This is a genomic window from Catenuloplanes sp. NPDC051500, assembly GCF_044454585.1.
In the GTDB taxonomy this organism is placed as follows: domain Bacteria; phylum Actinomycetota; class Actinomycetes; order Mycobacteriales; family Micromonosporaceae; genus Catenuloplanes.
On sequence record NZ_JBITDX010000009.1, the window covers coordinates 86,546 to 101,844 of the forward strand.

Here is a 15,299-nt window from a genome sequence, read left to right on the forward strand (position 1 = left end):
TTCGGTCGTCGCTGGCGCTCCTCCCTGCGGGATCCGTGGTCCACGAAACCCACAGGCGCGGGCCCGCTGACCCCGGGCACCCGGTCCGGGGGCAGGCGTGCTTGTCGGCCGCGTGCGGCGGTCCCGGGCCGGAGCGGCGGTCCGGGGCCGCGTGCAGCAGAGCAGGGCCGGCCGTGGCTGGAGGCCCCGCGGTCAGGAACGTGGCCGGGGCGGGGGTGCAGGGCCGGCCGTGGCCGGGTGCCCCGCGGTCAGGGGCGTGGCCGGGGCGGGGGTCAGGAGGCGGGGACGAAGAGCAGGGAGGCGTTGTGGCCGCCGAAGCCGAAGCTGTTGGACAGGGCCGGGGCGGGCTCCCAGTCGCGCGGGGAGAGGACCACGTCGATGTCGAGCGCCGGGTCGACGGTCGTGGTGCCCATGGTCGGGGGCAGTGAACGGTGAGCGAACGTCAACGCCAGCGCGGCCGCCTCGATCGCGCCCGCGCCGCCGAGCGAGTGACCGGTCACGCCCTTGATCGAGGTGACGGCCGGCCTGTGCGCGCCGAAGACCGCGGCGATCGCCTGGGCCTCACCCGCGTCGTTGAGCTGCGTGGACGTGCCGTGCGCGTTGACGTGCGTGACCTCCGAGGGTGCCACGCCGCCGTCCGCGAGCGCCTCCCGCATGCACGCGGCCGCGCCCCGGCCACCAGGTGACGGCGCGGTGATGTGGTACGCGTCCGCACCCGAACCGGTTCCGGCGATCTCGGCGTAGATGCGCGCGCCACGGGCGACCGCCCGCGAGTACTCCTCAAGCACCAGCACGCCCGCGCCCTCGGCCGCGCAGAAACCGTCCCGGCCCGCGTCGAACGGGCGGGACACGCCGGTCGGGGAGAGCGCCCGCATGTTGCCGAAACCGGCCAGGTTCACACCGGTCAGGCAGGACTCGGTGCCGCCGGCCAGCACGGTGTCCGCACGCCCGGCCGCGATCCACCGGGCCGCGTTCCCGATCGACTGGGTGCCTGTGGCGCAGGCGGTGGAGATCGTCTCGCACGGTCCGGCCAGGCCCCAGCGCATCGAGACCGCGCCGGCCGCCGCGTTCGGCATGACCATCGGCACGGTCAGCGGGGAGACGCGCGACGGGCCCCTCTCGTCGAGCACCCGCACCTGCGACTCCCACGACCAGGCGCCGCCGATGCCGCAGCCGATCAGCACGCCGGTGCGGTCGCCGTCCCGGTCCGCCTCGTCGGCGAGCCCGGCGTCACCGAGCGCCTCGTGCGCGGCGACCAGCGCCAACTGTGCGAACCTGTCCAGCCGCCGGATCTCCACCGTGGAGAGACCGATCACCGCGGCGTCGAAGCCGGGCACCTCGCGGGTGACCGACGGCATGGCCGGCTTCGACAGGCCGGCCCAGAAATCGGCCGCGCCGATCCCGCACGGCGCCACCAGTCCGACGCCGGTCACCACGACCCGGCGCCCGTTCCGAGACTCGAGCATCGACGATCCTTACGTTCGAAAGTCGGTTGTTACCGTGATCCAGTATCCCGCCGCGCACCGCCGGCCCGAAGGGCCGCTCACCAGTACGCGACGAAGCCGCCGGGCGGCACTGTCAGCTGCACCGCGCTCCCGTTGCGGGGTTCCGCGCGCACAGTCGTACCCTCGAGGCCTTGATCGGTGTTGAATGTGCAGGTCAGGGTGGTGCCGGGCGGGTGCAGGAGCGCGTCCACCGTCACCCAGGCGGTGCGGGCGGCGAACGGGTCCGTGTTGATCGCGCACAGCACCTCGTGGTCGGCGAAGATCCGGGACCAGGGCACAAGCGACCGCATCGGGCCGTCGCCGATCGGCGCGGGCGTGCCGAAATGGGTGCCGTCGCCGGAGATCTCCCGCAGATATTGCCGGCCGCGGCGCAGCGCCGGGACCGTGCGGCGCAACGCCAGGATGCGGGCGACCTGCCGGTAGACCGGGTGGTCCTCGTCGAACGCGTGCCGGCCGCGGCTGCGGAACGGGCCGAACGCGCCGCCGAACATCGCCTCCCGCAGGTACCTGTCGTCGCCGCCCTGCCCGTCGAACAGCTGCTCGCTGCCGTAGTAGACGCACGGGATGCCGAGCGTGGCCGCGTTCAGCGCGAGCGCGGCCACGGCCAGCCGGTCACCGTCCCCGGTCGCGGCGAACCGGGCCTTGCGTGACCCCTTGCGCACCTGGTCGTGGTCGTCGTAGCCGGTCACTACGCGATTCCGGTACCAGGTGTGCGAGTCCTTGCCGTCCTGCAGCGAGTCCCGGAACAATGCGAAGTACTCGGCCGGGTTCTGCTTGCCCTTGACCGTCCACTCCAGACGGTCCTGCACGTCCGCGATGCCGAGCGCCGCATCCATCCCGACCGCCTCGAGCGTGCGGTAGGCGAACGACCGGGGGCCGGTGATCTCCGCGATCAGGTAGAAGTTCTCCTTGCCGATGCTCTGTGCGAACTCGTGCACCGAGGAGGCGAAATATCTGGCTGCCGCCGGGTCCATGTGCTTGACCGTGTCCACCCGGAAACCATCAAGATCCGCAAAGGCGAGCCAGAATTGGTACGCCCTGGTCAGCGCCGCGAGCGCGGGGGACGGGCCACCGTCCGCGCGCAGCAGCGACACGTCCTTCAACGCCTGGAAATCGCCGCGCAGATACTCCGGGGAGCGGTCCCAGTCCTGAATCCGCCCGGCCCGGGTGAACGTCTCCAGACGCTGCAGCTCGGCCGGCCACACCCCTGTGTCCCGGTCGGTCAACTCCTGGAACGGCAGCGTCGGCTTGCCGTCCGCATCACGGAAACCCGCCACCGGATAGGTCCGGTCGCCGTCCCACACGGGCGCGGGCACCGCGTAGTCGAACACGTCGCCGGTGTGGTTGAGCACCACGTCAAGCACGACGCGGATGCCCAGGCCGTGCGCGGTGCTCACCAGCTCGCGCAGCTCCTCGGCGGTGCCGAAATGCGGGTCCACGTCGAGGAAGTCCTGCGTACCGTACCCGTGATAGCTCTCGGTGCCCGGGACCTGTTTCAGGATCGGACTCACCCACACGGCCGTGATCCCCAGCCGCCGCAGATAGCCGAGCTTGCCGCGCAGCCCGCTTAGCGTGCCGCCCACCCACCGCTCACCCGCTGCCCGCCACGCCGCCCGCTCCGCCTCAGTGCCCATCGCGTTGTCCCGGTTTCCCGGCCGCAGCGGCGGCGTCTCGCCGAACGCGACCGCCACCCCGTCGTTGTCCCGCCAGTCCCGCTCCCGTCCGTCCGAGAAACGGTCGACCATGAGGAAGTAGAGAACCTCGTCCTCCCACGCCATCGGCGACGGGTGGAAACTCCTGTCGGTCAACCGGCTGAAGTCGATCTCGGCAACGCTCCGCATCCCTCGTTTCTACGACCCGTCGTGGTCCGGTGGGAAGGGCGGTGGAACCAATCGGACCCGTTAAAGTCCTCCCACATGATCAACGCTGACGGCCTGACGCTTCGCCTCTGGACGGAGGCGGACGTGCCCGCGCTGGTCGCGGCCTATGCCGACCCCGACCTGCGTCGCTGGACCCAGCTGCATGCGGACACCGTGCCCGCCGCGCTCGCCTGGGTGGCAGTCCAGCGCGACGGCCTGGCGAACCGCACCCGCTACGGTTTCGCGATAGTCGGGTCGGCCGGCGGCCCGATCCTCGGCACGGTCGCCCTCAAGCGCGCCGACCCGGACGGCCCCCGCGGCGAGGTCGGCTACTGGACCACCGCCCCCGCCAGGGGCCGTGGCCTCGCCCCCCGCGCGGTGAGCGTGCTGACCGACTGGGCGTTCGCGGCCTTTCCGGAGCTGCGCGCGATCGACCTGCGGCATCGACTGGGCAATCTGGCGTCCTGCCGCGTCGCGGTGAAGGCCGGTTATCCGCTGATCGAAACGCTTCCGCCCGAGGCCCCCGGCCGGGACGGCGGCCACCTGCACACCCGCGCTGCCTGAGCCGGGTCGCTCATCCGACGGCCGGTCGCAGGCCCGCGGTGTCGAAGGCGACAAGCGAGTCGGTGACCAGGCCGTTCTTGAGGCGCATGCGGTCGATGCCCTCCCAGGTGAGGGGGTGGCCGGCGGCGGTGGCGGTGCCGCGCCAGCTGACGAAGCAGAGGTCGCCGGCGGTGGCGTGGGCGGTGACGGTGAGGCGGACGTCCGGAAAGCGGTCCACGATGGACGTCACCCGTGCGCGCCAGGCCTCGATGCCGCGCACCGGCTCGGGGAGGCCGGGATAGGTCAGCTCGATGCCGGGGGCGGCGAGGTCGTCCACGCGCGCCGGGTCGGGCGCGTCCCAGAACGCGGCCCAGCGGTCCACGAACTCGTCCATGTGCGTCTCCTCGCTAGTTACATACTCGCGGTATGTATCATGGGAGTCGTCCGGAACGGCTGTCAAGGCATAAGGAATCCGATGTCACCACGCCGTACCCAGGCCGAGCGGTCCGCCGGCACCACAGCGGAGCTGCTCGCGCATGCGACAGCCGCCTTCGGCGCGGACGGCTATGACCGGGTCTCGATCGACGTCGTGGCGGTCGCGGCCGGCGTGACCAAAGGCGCGATCTACCACCATTTCGGCGGTAAGCGGGAGCTGTTCCTCGCGGTCTATGCCGCCGCGCACGCGCACATCGCGCACCGGGTGACCGAGGCCGTCACCGCGGCCGATCCCGGCTGGCCGCAGCTCGAGGCGGGCACGGCGGAGTTCCTGGCCGCTGTCGCGGAGCCGCACCCGCAGCGCATCGTCGTCGTCGACGGCCCCCGGGTGCTCGACCGTCCCACCATCCGCGACATCGAGGAGCGGCACGCCGCGGGCCTGCTGCGGCGCGCGTTCACCCGGCTCCGCGAGGCGGGCGAGACGACCGCGGGGGACGACGCGCTGCGCACCCGACTGGTGATCGGCGCGCTCTGCGAGGCCGCCACGACGATCACCGAGTCGGCGGACCCGGCTCGGGCGCTCGCGGTGGCGCGCGCCGAGGTGTTTCACCTGCTGAGTGGTCTGCGCGCCTGAGGTGACGGGCGGTCGAGCGGCGCCGCGCCCTGCTGGGTTTTGCTGGGTCCTGCGCGGTCGTGCTGGTCCTGCGCGGTCGTGCTGGTCCTGCGCGGTCGTGCTGGTCCTGCGCGGTCGTGCTGGTCCTGCGCGGTCGTGCTGGTTAACGTGTAACCGATGGGTTACGCTTTTGCGGTGGATGAGGTGGCGGGCGCGATCGCCGATCCGATACGGCGGGAGATCCTGCTCATGCTGCGTGATGAGGCGCTGTCGGCCGGGCAGATAGCGGACCGGTTCGCGATCAGCCGGCCGGCCGTCAGCCGGCACCTGCGCGTGCTGCGCGAGGCCGGGCTGGCGCGCGACGAGGCCGACGGGCGCCGCCGCGTCTACACGCTTGTCACCGCGCCACTGACCGAGCTGACCGACTGGCTGGGCCAACTCACCCGGCCCTCCGGCTGGCAGCACCGGTTCGACGCGCTGGAAACCGAGGTCTACCGCACCCGCCGGGAACGCCGCATCGATCGTCACGATCACGAGGAGACCGCATGAGCCCGACCCCGACCGGCCGCCTGCACGGCACCGACCTCGTCCTGACCCGCACGTTCCGCGCGCCGGTCGACGACGTCTGGGCCAGCATCAGCGATCCGGAGCGCACGGCCCGCTGGTTCGGCCCGTGGGAGGGCGACGCCGCACCAGGCAACACGATCAAGGTCCAGATGTCGTACGAGGACGGCGCCCCCTGGATGGACATGACAATCGACGCCTGCGAGCCCCCACGCCGTCTCGCACTCTCCTCCGTCGACGAGCACGGCAGCTGGCACCTCGACCTCACCCTGACCGAGACCGCCGGCGTGACCGAGCTCCGCTTCACCCAGCACCTGACCGGCACCGACAACGTCGGCGAGGTCGGCCCCGGCTGGGAGTACTACCTCGACGCCCTCGTCGCCTCCCGCAACGGCCTCCCGATGCCCGACTTCAACGACTACTTCCCATCAATGAAGGACCACTTCGAGTCCCAGCGCTAACCCGAGGGCCTTTCGCACGTCGAAACCATCGCACGTCGAAACCATCGCCCGCGAGGGCAACGCAGCCGGTTTGAATCGTCGCCGCCCCGCGCCAGATAGTGCCCAACGGCGATTCTCGCCTCGACGAGGAAACGCCGGCGACAAGTCAGAGATCCCGCCGCGGTCACGCCGCGCTTCGCGTGGGGCGCCTTACTGACCTTCCGCGGTCAGGGTAAGGCGCGTCAGGGGCTTCTATATAACGAAATTTCGGGCGCGGAGTGCCCGACTCGCACCCCGACCGCGAGACCTCAGCGCTGACCTTCCGGGGTCGGGAAGCGTGCATCGCAGCCGCCTATATAACGAAATTTCGGGCACGACGTGATCGGCGGGCGCCCTGGTTGCGAACCCCAATAACCCGAACTTCGGGCGCGGAAGTAGCCCGAAATTTCGAGCGTGGAGTGCCCGAATGCTGGCCGCGCGCTGTGCGTGCCCGGCATACGGGAGTCCGCTGTCCACCTGGCGAGATTGAAGATCCTTGCGGCTCTGGTGGCCCTTATTTCGCCTTGATAAGGGCCACCAGAGCCGCAAGGATCTTGAGCACCGGCAGCGGACAAGTCGTAACGAGCCGCGAAATAGGAAAAATGGGGCGAAGGTGCTTCTCGCTCGATCTTCACGACCGCGCGACCGGAGCAGGCGAGATCAACCGGACCTTTGCGGAGCCGATGCCGGATCTTGCGTCCACTCAGCTGCACTCGCACTGATCATCCGCCGCTGACGCGACACCGCCCGCGCCCTCGGCTCAACTCACTCCTGACACTGGCGGCCGACACAGCTCGACCACCCGCATCCTCTGCCTTCGATGCCGGTTCTTGCGGCCACGTGGCCGCGGCCGCGCGGGCGGCCGGTGCTGTCGAAATAGCCGGCGTGGTTCGTCACGGGCCGCCGCTGCCCCTGCTTATCGCGTTCACCGCGAGCCGCCGGCTTCGGCGCCGGTTCTTGCGGCCACGTGGCCGCGGCCGCGCGGGCGGCCGGTGCTGTCGGAATAGCGGGCGTGGTTCGTCACGGGCCGCCGCAGCCCATGTTCATCGCGTCCACCGCCAGTCTCTGGCATCGCTGCCGGCACCGGCCCCAGTACCCACAATCGCCGACGCGGCCCCCGGAGCGCGGCGCGCCGCCTTCGTCGGTACCTCGGTGCTCGCGTGCTCTGTCCCCGCACCGCGCGGAACCGGCTCCGAGCCGCCCGGCAAGCGGAGCGCTAGCGGAGTCTTGGTGGGCGGCGAGGTTTGCCCGCGGGAGCACGCGGGCCGGACCACCCGCAGAGCGGGAACACGACCTGGACCTTGTTTCCCTGTTCCGGCCGGCGAGCTAGTCGAGGAGCAGGGCCAGGTGGTCCCCGCCTGATTCGCCGAGGCGGTGAGCTTCCGAGGCCTGGGTGAGGGGGAAGGTGTGTGCGATGGGGAGGTGGAAGTCGCCGCGTTCGAAGAGGCCGGCGGCTTCGGGGAGGGCGTGCCAGGCGCGGCGGGGGGATTCGGAGAGGTGGAGGGCGCCGGTGGCGCCTGGTGGGGCGACCGTGACGAGGCGGTCGGGGGCGCCGGCCAGCGCGAGCAGCTCGTCGGTGACAGTGCCGGAGGTGTCGAAGACGCAGTCGATGCCGTCCGGGACGAGGGTGTGCAGGCGGTCGGCGAGGGCGGGGCCGAATGCGACCGGGGCGACGCCGAGCGCGCGCAGCCGGTCGTGGTGTTCGGGGGCGGCGACGCCGGCGACGAGCACGCCGCGGGCGCGGGCGAACTGGGCGGCGGCCTGGCCGATGCCGCCGGCGGCGCCGTGGATGAGCAGCACGTCGCCGGCGGCGGGGCGGAGGGCCTCGATCGCGCGGAGTGCGGCTTCGGCGGCGGAGGGCAGGCCGGCGGCCTCGGGCCAGGACATCGCGGGCGGTTTGTGGGCGAAGTGGGTGAGCACGGCGTGTTCGGCGCAGGCGCCGCCGGGGGCGATGCCGAAGACCTCGTCGCCGACCTGGTAGCCGTGCACGTCCTCGCCGACCTGGTCGACGATTCCGGCCGCGTCGAGGCCGGGGATGCGGGGGAGTGGGACCGGGGCGGCGCCGGCGCGGATCTTCCAGTCGGCGGGGCTGACGCCGGCGGCGCGGACCGCGATGCGGATCCTGCCGGGGCCGGCGTTCGGCGCGGGGGTCTCGACGACGCTCATCACGTCTGGGGGACCGAATTCCGCGAACCGTAGAGCCTTCATGACACCTCGATCAACCGGCGGAGGGGCGCCGGCCGCCCAGCGGCCCGTAACAGCCTTGCCGCAGCGCTGTTTCGTCACCGTAACACTCGTCAGAAGCGAGTGGCAGCCCGGGAATTCAGCGCCCGGACCATCAAGGGGGTACGGACTCGGAGGCGAGCGCGGTGGTGCCGGGACCGGCGCCGCTACGCGCGCGACGCCGGCCAGGATGATCACCGTGAGAAGTGCCCGCAGGAAGCGCCGGCAGTCGATGTCAGGCCGTCGGCCACGCATCGACGCTGCACAGATACCCGTTGATCGTGAATGCCGTGGGCTCGACCCGGTAGTCCGGGCCCTTCACCTCGAACCCGACCCACAGCCGGTTGCCGGGCTCCAGCAGAGGGTTGTAGCCGAGGTTCGTCCCGGTGACCTCCTGGCCGACCTGGACGAGGCTCACGCCGTGCGCGGTCGCGGGCAGCACCGTCTGGCCGGGCGGCGCCGTGAATCGCAGCGTCCAGCCGTTGATGTGGTAGTCGGTGCTGCTGTTGCCGATGACGAGATTGACAGTGAACTGGCTGCCGCCCTGGTATGCGTGGTAGGCGATGTCGCAGGGCCACGTCGCCGCGGCCGATGCCGGCACCGCCGGAAGAAGAACAATCAGGCACGCCGCCATGAAGGCCCCGATCCTCGCTCGCACGTTCCGTACCCCCGATTTCTGTCCTATTTCCACACTGGGATCTATCGTTTCAACCGCAGCCTCCACCACCCGACTGGATGCCTACTGGACGGGTGCTGAAGGCCTCTCGTAGGAGGTGCGCGCGTGCGGATCCAGGTGCTCGGCTCGGTCCGCGCCTGGCTCGGCGACGACGAGCCGGTCGAGCTCACCTCGGCCGGTCAGCGCGCGGTGCTCGGCCTGCTCGCACTGGCCGGCGGCCAGGCGGTGACCCGGCCCGAGCTGATCGACTCGCTCTGGGGCGACGAACCGCCGGCAAGCGCGGTCAACGTGTTGCAGACCTACGTCAAGCACCTGCGCCGCCGCCTCGAACCGGGCCGCCCGTCCCGCTCGCGCAGCGCGCTGCTGCCACACATCGGCGACGGCTACGCGCTTCGCGTCACCGCGGACACGCTCGACCTGCTCTGCTTCCGGCAGCTGTCCGCCCAGGCAGCGGTCGCGCGCCGGGAGGGCGACGACCACCGCGCCGCCGCGCTGCTGGAACAGGCGCTCCGGCAGTGGCAGGGCGCGCCACTGGCGGACGTGCCGCAGTTGGCCGGGCATCCGAAGGTGATCGCGGTGGCGGCGGAGCGGAGCGCGGCGCTGGCCCGGTTCGGCGAGCTGAAGATCGCGCTCGGCGAGGTGGAGGAGGCGCTGCCCGCGCTTGCCGAGGCGGTCGCGGCCCAGCCGCTCGACGAGGCCGGCCAGGCGCGGCTGATCCGGGCCTACGCGGCGGCCGGGCGGCGGGCGGACGCGTTCGAGGCCTACCACGCGGCCCGGCGGCGGCTCGCGGACGAGCTGGGCGTGGACCCGGGCCCGGAGCTGCGGGCCGCGCACGACACGGTGCTTCACGACACGGTGCCGCACGAGGCCACGCCTGTGGTTCCGAGGCGGCGGGTGCCGGCGCAACTCCCCGCGGACGTGCCGGACTTCGTCGGCCGCGGAGACGAGCTGACCCACCTGGACGCGCTTCTCGACGTGAATACCGTGCTCATCTCCGCCCTCTCCGGCACCGCAGGCGTGGGGAAGACCGCGCTCGCGGTGCGCTGGGCGCATCGGGCCCGGGCCCGCTTCCCGGACGGGCAGCTCTACATAAACCTCCGGGGGTACGACGTGGAGCGCCCGGTCCAGGCGGGCGAGGCGCTGGCCCGGTTCCTGCGCGCGCTCGGCGTCCCCGGCCAGGACGTGCCGCTCGACGCGGACGAGCGCGCCGACCGCTACCGCAGCCTGCTTGACGGCCGCCGCATGCTGATCGTGCTCGACAACGCGGCCTCGGTCGCCCAGGTACGCCCGCTGCTGCCCGGCACGCCCGGCTGCCTCACGCTCGTGACAAGCCGCGACGGGCTCCCCGGCCTGGTGGCCCGGCACGGCGCCCGCCGCCTCGACCTGGACCTGCTGCCGCACACGGACGCGGTGCTACTGCTCCGGCGGCTGATCGGCCCGCGCTGCGACGACGACACGGCCGCGACCGACGAGCTGGCCGAACGCTGCGCCCGCCTGCCGCTGGCGCTCCGGGTGGCCGCGGAGCTGGCGCTGGCCCGGCCGTCCGTGCCACTGCGGCAACTTGCCGGCGAGCTGGCGGACGAGCGGCGGCGGCTGACCATGCTCGACGCGGGCGGCGACCCGGAGACCGGCGTGCGCGCGGTGTTCTCGTTCTCCTACCGTCAGCTGCCCGAGGCGGCCGCGCGCGCGTTCCGGCTGCTCGGCCTGCACCCGGGCCCGGACGTGGAGCCGTACGCCGCGGCCGCGCTGTTCGGCGCGCCGGTCGCCCACGCCCGCGACCTGCTTGAGGCGCTGGCCGGCGCGCACCTGGTGCAGCGCAGTGCCGTCGGCCGCTACACGCTGCACGACCTGCTCCGGGCGTACGCGTCCGAGCTGGCGTTCCTGGACGGCGACGAGACCGGGACCACCCGGCTGCTCGACGCCTGGCTGTTCACCGCGCGCACCGCGATGGACACGCTGCACCCGGCCGAGCGGGACAGGCATGCCTCGCTCGGGACGCCCCCATCGCCGATCGCCCCTGTCGGCGAGCCGATGACCGCGCAGGTGTGGCTCGACGAGGAACGGGCGAACCTGGCCGCGGCCGTCGCCCACGCGGCCGCGCACGGGCACCCCGCCCACGCGGTCCGGCTCACCGTCACGCTGCTGCGCTACCTGGAGGGTGGCGGGCACGTGGCGGAGGCGGTCGCGATGCACACGTACGCGCGCGCAGCCGCACAGCTGACCGGCGACACCGGGGCCGAGGCGCGGCTGCTCAACAACCTCGCGCTCGTCTACAGCCAGCAGGGCCGGTTCGCGCAGGCGGCCGAGCACCTGCGGGCCGCGATCGACCTGGCCCGGCGCTGCGGCGACCACGAGGAGGAGGCACGGGCGCTCGGCAACCTCGGGCACGTCGACTCGTGGCTCGGCAGGTACGACGACGCGGCCGCCCGGCTCGGCGAGGCGCTGGCGCTCTGCCGGCGTACCGGCAACCGGCCGGGCGAGGCGCGGGTGCTCGGCAACCTCGGCCAGATCTACCGGCGGCAGGGCCGGCACGCGGACGCGGATCGCCACCTGCGCGAGTCGGTCGTGTTGTGCCGCGGCATCTCAGACCACATCGGCGAGGCGTACGCCCTGGTCAGCCTCGGTCACGTGGCCGCCGGCCAGGGCCGCCTGGAGGACGCGTCCGACTGCCACCTGGCCGCGCTCCGGCTGTTCCGCCGCAGCACCGAGCGGGGCGGCGAGGCGCTGGCGCTCGACGGCCTCGGCACCGCGGAACTTGCGCTCGGCGACCCGTCCGGCTTCGACCGGCTGCTCCAGGCGCTGGCGATCTTCCGCCGGCTCGGCGAGCGCGCCGGCGAGGCCCAGGCCGGCAACAGCATCGGCGAGGCGCACGCGGCGGCCGGGCGCCACGACGCGGCCCGCGAGGCGCACACGGCCGCGCTCTCCGTGGCCCGGGAGATCGGCGACCGCTACGAGCAGGCCCGCGCGCACGGCGGTCTCGCGGCCGCGCACACCGACCGGGCCGCGTCCGACGAGCATCGGCGCGCCGCGCTCGCGCTCTACCTGGAGATCGGCGCACCCCAGCAGGCCTCGATCTTCTCCTGATCCACCGGGACTGCAAGCCGGAGGTGACAGTCACCTCGAGGTCTGGGACGCGTCCACCGGCCGGCGGATCGGCCGGCCGGTGGACATCTGGCGCATGGTGATCAGCTCGCTGCGGGTGGCCCGCCGGCCAGCACACCTTGCGGATGATCAAGCGGTAGCCAGCAGCTCCAGTGTGTCGATCACCCGGTTCGAGAAGCCCCACTCGTTGTCGTACCAGGCGACGACCTTGATGTGCCGCCCGTCGACGCGGGTGAGGGCCGAGTCGAAGATCGCCGACGCCGGATTGCCGGTGATGTCGCCGGAGACAAGCGGCTCGTCCGCGTACTCAAGGATGCCCTTCAGCGGTCCCGCGGCCGCGGTCCGGTAGGCGGCCAGCACCTCGTCGCGGGACACGTCACGCGCGACAGTCGTGTTCAGCTCCACGATCGAGCCGACCGGGACCGGCACCCGGATCGAGTCGCCGGACAGCTTCCCCGCGAGCTGCGGCAGCACCAGGCCGATCGCCTTGGCCGCACCGGTCGTGGTCGGCACGATGTTCACGCCGGCCGCGCGGGCACGCCGCAGGTCGCGGTGCGGGCCGTCCTGCAGGTTCTGCTCCTGCGTGTAGGCGTGGACCGTGGTCATGAAGCCGTGCTCGATCCCGGCCAGGTCGTCAAGCACGGCTGCCAGCGGCGCGAGCGCGTTCGTGGTGCAGGACGCGTTCGACACGATCGCGTGCGCGGCCGGGTCGTAGGCGTCCGTGTTGACGCCGTAGGCAAGCGTCACGTCCGCACCTGACGCGGGCGCGCTGACCAGCACCTTCCTGGCCCCGGCGGTGAGGTGGGCGCGGGCGGCGTCCGCGGAGGTGAAGCGGCCGGTCGACTCGAGCACCAGGTCGACGCCGAGATCGCGCCACGGCAGGTGCGCCGGGTCCTTCTCGGAGAGCACGGCGATCCGGCGCCCGTCGACGATCAGGGTCGAGCCGTCGACCTCGACCGGGCGGCCCAGGCGGCCGAGCGTGCTGTCGTACTTGAGCAGGTGCGCCGAGGTCGCCGGGGCCGTGAGATCGTTGATGGCGACGACCTCGAGCTTGCTGTCCCGATCGAGCAGCGCGCGGAGGAAGCTGCGTCCGATGCGTCCGAAACCGTTGACGGCGATGCGTGTCATGCCTCAATGCTCGCGGAAATCCGCCCCGCACGGCAGCGACCAGAACGCCACCATGCGTAAGGATCCCGCCAGGTCACAAGCAGATGTCCCGCCTCCGCCGGGGCCCGGTTCCGCGCGCTCCCGCGGCCGGCGGATCCGTGGGTGGTCACCGAAGACCCGCCCGGCACGTCACTGTCAGGCGGAGAAGGTGTGGCGGTACTCGGACGGCGACGTGCCGAGGATGCGGTGGAAGTGCAGACGCAGATTCGCGGCAGTGCCCAGGCCTGCGCGGCGGGCGATCGTCTCGATGCTCAGATCGCTTCGTTCGAGCAGCTCACGGGCCAGGTCGATGCGGGCACGCAGCACCCATTGCATGGGCGTGTAACCGGTGTCCTCAAGGAACCGGCGGGAGAACGTCCGCGCGGAGACGCTGGCGTTGCGCGCGAGCACGTCGAGCGTGAGCCGGTCGTCGAGGTGGGTGAGCGCCCACTCGCGGGTGTCGGCGAACAGGTCGCCGAGCGGCTCCGGCACGCTGCGCGGCACATACTGGGCCTGACCACCGCTACGGTACGGGGCCGCGACCAGCCGGCGGGCCGTGTGGTTGGAGAGCGCCACGCCGTGGTCACGCCGGACCAGATGCAGGCAGAGGTCGATCCCGGACGCGGCGCCCGCGGAGGTGAGCACCGTGCCCTCGTCGACGAAGAGCACGTTCTCGTCCACCCGGATCGACGGGTGCCGGTCCGCGAGCGCGCGCGTGTAATGCCAGTGCGTCGTGGCCCGGCGGCCGTCCAGCAGCCCGGTCGCGGCAAGCGCGAACGCGCCGGTGGAGATCGCTGCCAGCCGGGTGCCGCGGTCGTGCGCGTCCCGCAGCGCGGTCACCACCTCGGGCGGCGGCTCAGTCGTGGCCGGCGACCGGTAACCCGGGATGAAGATCGTGTCGGCGCGGCCGAACGCCTCCAGGCCCTCCGCCACGTGGTACGACAGGCCGTCACCGCCGGTCACCAGGCCGGGCGCGGGACCGCAGACCCGGACCTCGTAGGGCATGCTCGGCCGGTTCGAGAACACCTGCGCCGGGATGCCGACGTCGAGCGGTTTCGCGCCCTCCAGCACGAGCACAGCGATCTGATGCACCCGGAAATCATGCCCGATCCGCACCGGCGCTCACGGTCAGGTACACCGCGCCCGGCGGGACGGCCTGCGCGGTCGGCCCGTCACGCCGCCGCGGGCCGGGTGGTCGTGCTGCCGGGCGGGCCGGGTGGTCGCGTTGCCTGGCGGGCCGGGTGGTCGTGCTGCCGGGCGGGCTTGGCGGTCGTGCTGCCGGGCAGGCCGGGTGGTCGTGTTGCCGGCTGGGCCGGGTGGTCGCGTTGCCGGGCGGGACGAGAGCCGGCGTTGAGGTCACGACCTCAGGTAGGTCCAGGACTCGACGGTGGTGAAGCCCATCGAGGAGTAGAGCGGCAGGCCGTCCGCGCTCGACTGCAGGAGCGCGCGGGTCGCCCCGATCCCGAACGCCTCCCGCATGATCGTCTCGGTGATCAGGCGGCCGTGCCCATGCCTACGCCGCTCCGGCACCGTCGTGATGTTGAAGATGGCGATGACGTCGCGGATCAGCACGCCGAGCCCGGTCGCGACCGGCCTGCCGTCCTCCTCGACCAGGTAGGTGGCGGCCTTCGGCAGGTCCAGGATCCGCGGGTCGAGCATCGGGCCCAGCAGTTCGCGCGGCGCACCGAACCCGGTGGTCAGCACGTGCGCGTAGGCCTCGGCATCCGCGCTGCCGATGCGCCGTACCGCGACGGCCGGTGAATCTGATCTCGCCGCCTCACCTGTCTGTGCGCCGCGGGCTGCGACCGCGCCGGGCCGGGCATCCTGGGTCCGGAACGCGTCGGCCGCGCAGAGCATCATCGGCACGGAGACCAGGGTGGTGAGGCCGTGGGCGGCGGCGATCTCCACGATCTCCGGGGACGGCTCGCCGCGCACCTGGATCGACCACGGCCCGTCGCCGGGCATGTCCGCGGCGAGCCGGGCGATCTCGGCCGCGTCCGGGACCGGCGCGCCGCTGAACACGCCGTTCAGCATGGCCAGCCGGATGCCGGAGACGACGCGCACAGTGCCGTTCGCCTCGGTCTCGACGGCGCAGAACAGGCTCAGCGCGTCGTAGAACGCGTCCACGGGGATGATCACGCGCTCATTGTCCGC

13 protein-coding genes are annotated in these 15,299 nt (G+C 72.5%); 5 read left to right on the forward strand and 8 right to left on the reverse strand.

Going from position 1 to position 15,299, the window contains the following annotated elements; genetic code table 11:
* Nucleotides 1-272 precede the first annotated feature (272 nt).
* Entirely contained in the window at nucleotides 273-1,466 is a 1,194-nt protein-coding gene (locus ACIA8K_RS19715) for a beta-ketoacyl-[acyl-carrier-protein] synthase family protein (RefSeq protein ID WP_396060967.1), read from the reverse strand.
* Nucleotides 1,467-1,543: 77 nt separating this feature from the next.
* Nucleotides 1,544-3,346, reverse strand: coding sequence for an alpha-amylase family glycosyl hydrolase (locus ACIA8K_RS19720; RefSeq protein WP_396060969.1), 1,803 nt, complete (start codon nucleotides 3,344-3,346; stop codon nucleotides 1,544-1,546).
* 75 nt (nucleotides 3,347-3,421) lie between these two features.
* Between ACIA8K_RS19720 and ACIA8K_RS19725 the strand changes: the two genes are divergently transcribed.
* Nucleotides 3,422-3,928 carry a GNAT family N-acetyltransferase gene (locus ACIA8K_RS19725; protein WP_396060972.1) on the forward strand — a complete coding sequence of 169 codons (507 nt, stop codon included), beginning with the start codon at nucleotides 3,422-3,424 and terminating at the stop codon, nucleotides 3,926-3,928.
* A 10-nt stretch (nucleotides 3,929-3,938) separates the two neighbouring features.
* Here the strand turns inward: ACIA8K_RS19725 and ACIA8K_RS19730 are convergent, their stop codons facing one another.
* A complete protein-coding gene (locus ACIA8K_RS19730; RefSeq protein ID WP_396060974.1) occupies nucleotides 3,939-4,301 on the reverse strand; it encodes a nuclear transport factor 2 family protein in 363 nt (120 codons plus the stop codon).
* 81 nt (nucleotides 4,302-4,382) lie between these two features.
* Between ACIA8K_RS19730 and ACIA8K_RS19735 the strand changes: the two genes are divergently transcribed.
* From ACIA8K_RS19735 to ACIA8K_RS19745, 3 genes are all read left to right on the forward strand, one after another.
* Nucleotides 4,383-4,976 carry a TetR/AcrR family transcriptional regulator gene (locus ACIA8K_RS19735; protein WP_396060976.1) on the forward strand — a complete coding sequence of 198 codons (594 nt, stop codon included), beginning with the start codon at nucleotides 4,383-4,385 and terminating at the stop codon, nucleotides 4,974-4,976.
* 174 nt (nucleotides 4,977-5,150) lie between these two features.
* Nucleotides 5,151-5,504: a metalloregulator ArsR/SmtB family transcription factor gene (locus ACIA8K_RS19740; RefSeq protein ID WP_396060978.1), complete on the forward strand. Its 354-nt coding sequence runs from the start codon at nucleotides 5,151-5,153 to the stop codon at nucleotides 5,502-5,504.
* On the forward strand, nucleotides 5,501-5,980 hold the full coding sequence (locus ACIA8K_RS19745) for an SRPBCC family protein (protein WP_396060980.1): 480 nt from the start codon (nucleotides 5,501-5,503) through the stop codon (nucleotides 5,978-5,980). Before ACIA8K_RS19740 ends, ACIA8K_RS19745 begins: the two co-directional genes overlap by 4 nt.
* Nucleotides 5,981-7,324: 1,344 nt before the next feature.
* On the opposite strand, the gene ACIA8K_RS19750 is transcribed toward ACIA8K_RS19745, so the two are convergent.
* Nucleotides 7,325-8,206, reverse strand: a complete 882-nt coding sequence (locus ACIA8K_RS19750; protein ID WP_396060982.1) for an NADP-dependent oxidoreductase — start codon at nucleotides 8,204-8,206, stop codon at nucleotides 7,325-7,327.
* A 250-nt stretch (nucleotides 8,207-8,456) separates the two neighbouring features.
* Nucleotides 8,457-8,855, reverse strand: a complete 399-nt coding sequence (locus ACIA8K_RS19755) for a cellulose binding domain-containing protein (protein WP_396060984.1) — start codon at nucleotides 8,853-8,855, stop codon at nucleotides 8,457-8,459.
* A 147-nt stretch (nucleotides 8,856-9,002) separates the two neighbouring features.
* Between ACIA8K_RS19755 and ACIA8K_RS19760 the strand changes: the two genes are divergently transcribed.
* On the forward strand, nucleotides 9,003-11,981 hold the full coding sequence (locus tag ACIA8K_RS19760; protein ID WP_396060986.1) for a tetratricopeptide repeat protein: 2,979 nt from the start codon (nucleotides 9,003-9,005) through the stop codon (nucleotides 11,979-11,981).
* Between the two features lie 147 nt (nucleotides 11,982-12,128).
* Here ACIA8K_RS19760 and gap read toward each other — a convergent pair whose 3' ends face one another.
* The 3 genes from gap to ACIA8K_RS19775 form a co-directional block, all read right to left on the reverse strand.
* On the reverse strand, nucleotides 12,129-13,127 hold the full coding sequence (gene gap / locus ACIA8K_RS19765; RefSeq protein ID WP_396060988.1) for a type I glyceraldehyde-3-phosphate dehydrogenase: 999 nt from the start codon (nucleotides 13,125-13,127) through the stop codon (nucleotides 12,129-12,131).
* A gap of 174 nt (nucleotides 13,128-13,301) precedes the next feature.
* Entirely contained in the window at nucleotides 13,302-14,237 is a 936-nt protein-coding gene (locus tag ACIA8K_RS19770; protein ID WP_396060990.1) for a GlxA family transcriptional regulator, read from the reverse strand.
* Nucleotides 14,238-14,501: 264 nt separating this feature from the next.
* Complete coding sequence (locus tag ACIA8K_RS19775) at nucleotides 14,502-15,284, reverse strand: GNAT family N-acetyltransferase (RefSeq protein ID WP_396060993.1); 783 nt, start codon at nucleotides 15,282-15,284, stop codon at nucleotides 14,502-14,504.
* Between the last annotated feature and the right edge of the window lie 15 nt (nucleotides 15,285-15,299).

What these genes read in the sequence shown, in the direction of transcription:
- ACIA8K_RS19720 (WP_396060969.1), bottom strand. Translation starts at nt 3,346, where the DNA reads ATGCGGAGCGTTGCCGAGATCGACTTCAGCCGGTTGACCGACAGGAGT.
- ACIA8K_RS19745 (WP_396060980.1), top strand. Translation starts at nt 5,501, where the DNA reads ATGAGCCCGACCCCGACCGGCCGCCTGCACGGCACCGACCTCGTCCTG.
- gap (WP_396060988.1), bottom strand. Translation starts at nt 13,127, where the DNA reads ATGACACGCATCGCCGTCAACGGTTTCGGACGCATCGGACGCAGCTTC.
- ACIA8K_RS19735 (WP_396060976.1), top strand. Translation starts at nt 4,383, where the DNA reads ATGTCACCACGCCGTACCCAGGCCGAGCGGTCCGCCGGCACCACAGCG.
- ACIA8K_RS19730 (WP_396060974.1), bottom strand. Translation starts at nt 4,301, where the DNA reads ATGGACGAGTTCGTGGACCGCTGGGCCGCGTTCTGGGACGCGCCCGAC.
- ACIA8K_RS19750 (WP_396060982.1), bottom strand. Translation starts at nt 8,206, where the DNA reads ATGAAGGCTCTACGGTTCGCGGAATTCGGTCCCCCAGACGTGATGAGC.
- ACIA8K_RS19725 (WP_396060972.1), top strand. Translation starts at nt 3,422, where the DNA reads ATGATCAACGCTGACGGCCTGACGCTTCGCCTCTGGACGGAGGCGGAC.
- ACIA8K_RS19715 (WP_396060967.1), bottom strand. Translation starts at nt 1,466, where the DNA reads ATGCTCGAGTCTCGGAACGGGCGCCGGGTCGTGGTGACCGGCGTCGGA.
- ACIA8K_RS19755 (WP_396060984.1), bottom strand. Translation starts at nt 8,855, where the DNA reads ATGGCGGCGTGCCTGATTGTTCTTCTTCCGGCGGTGCCGGCATCGGCC.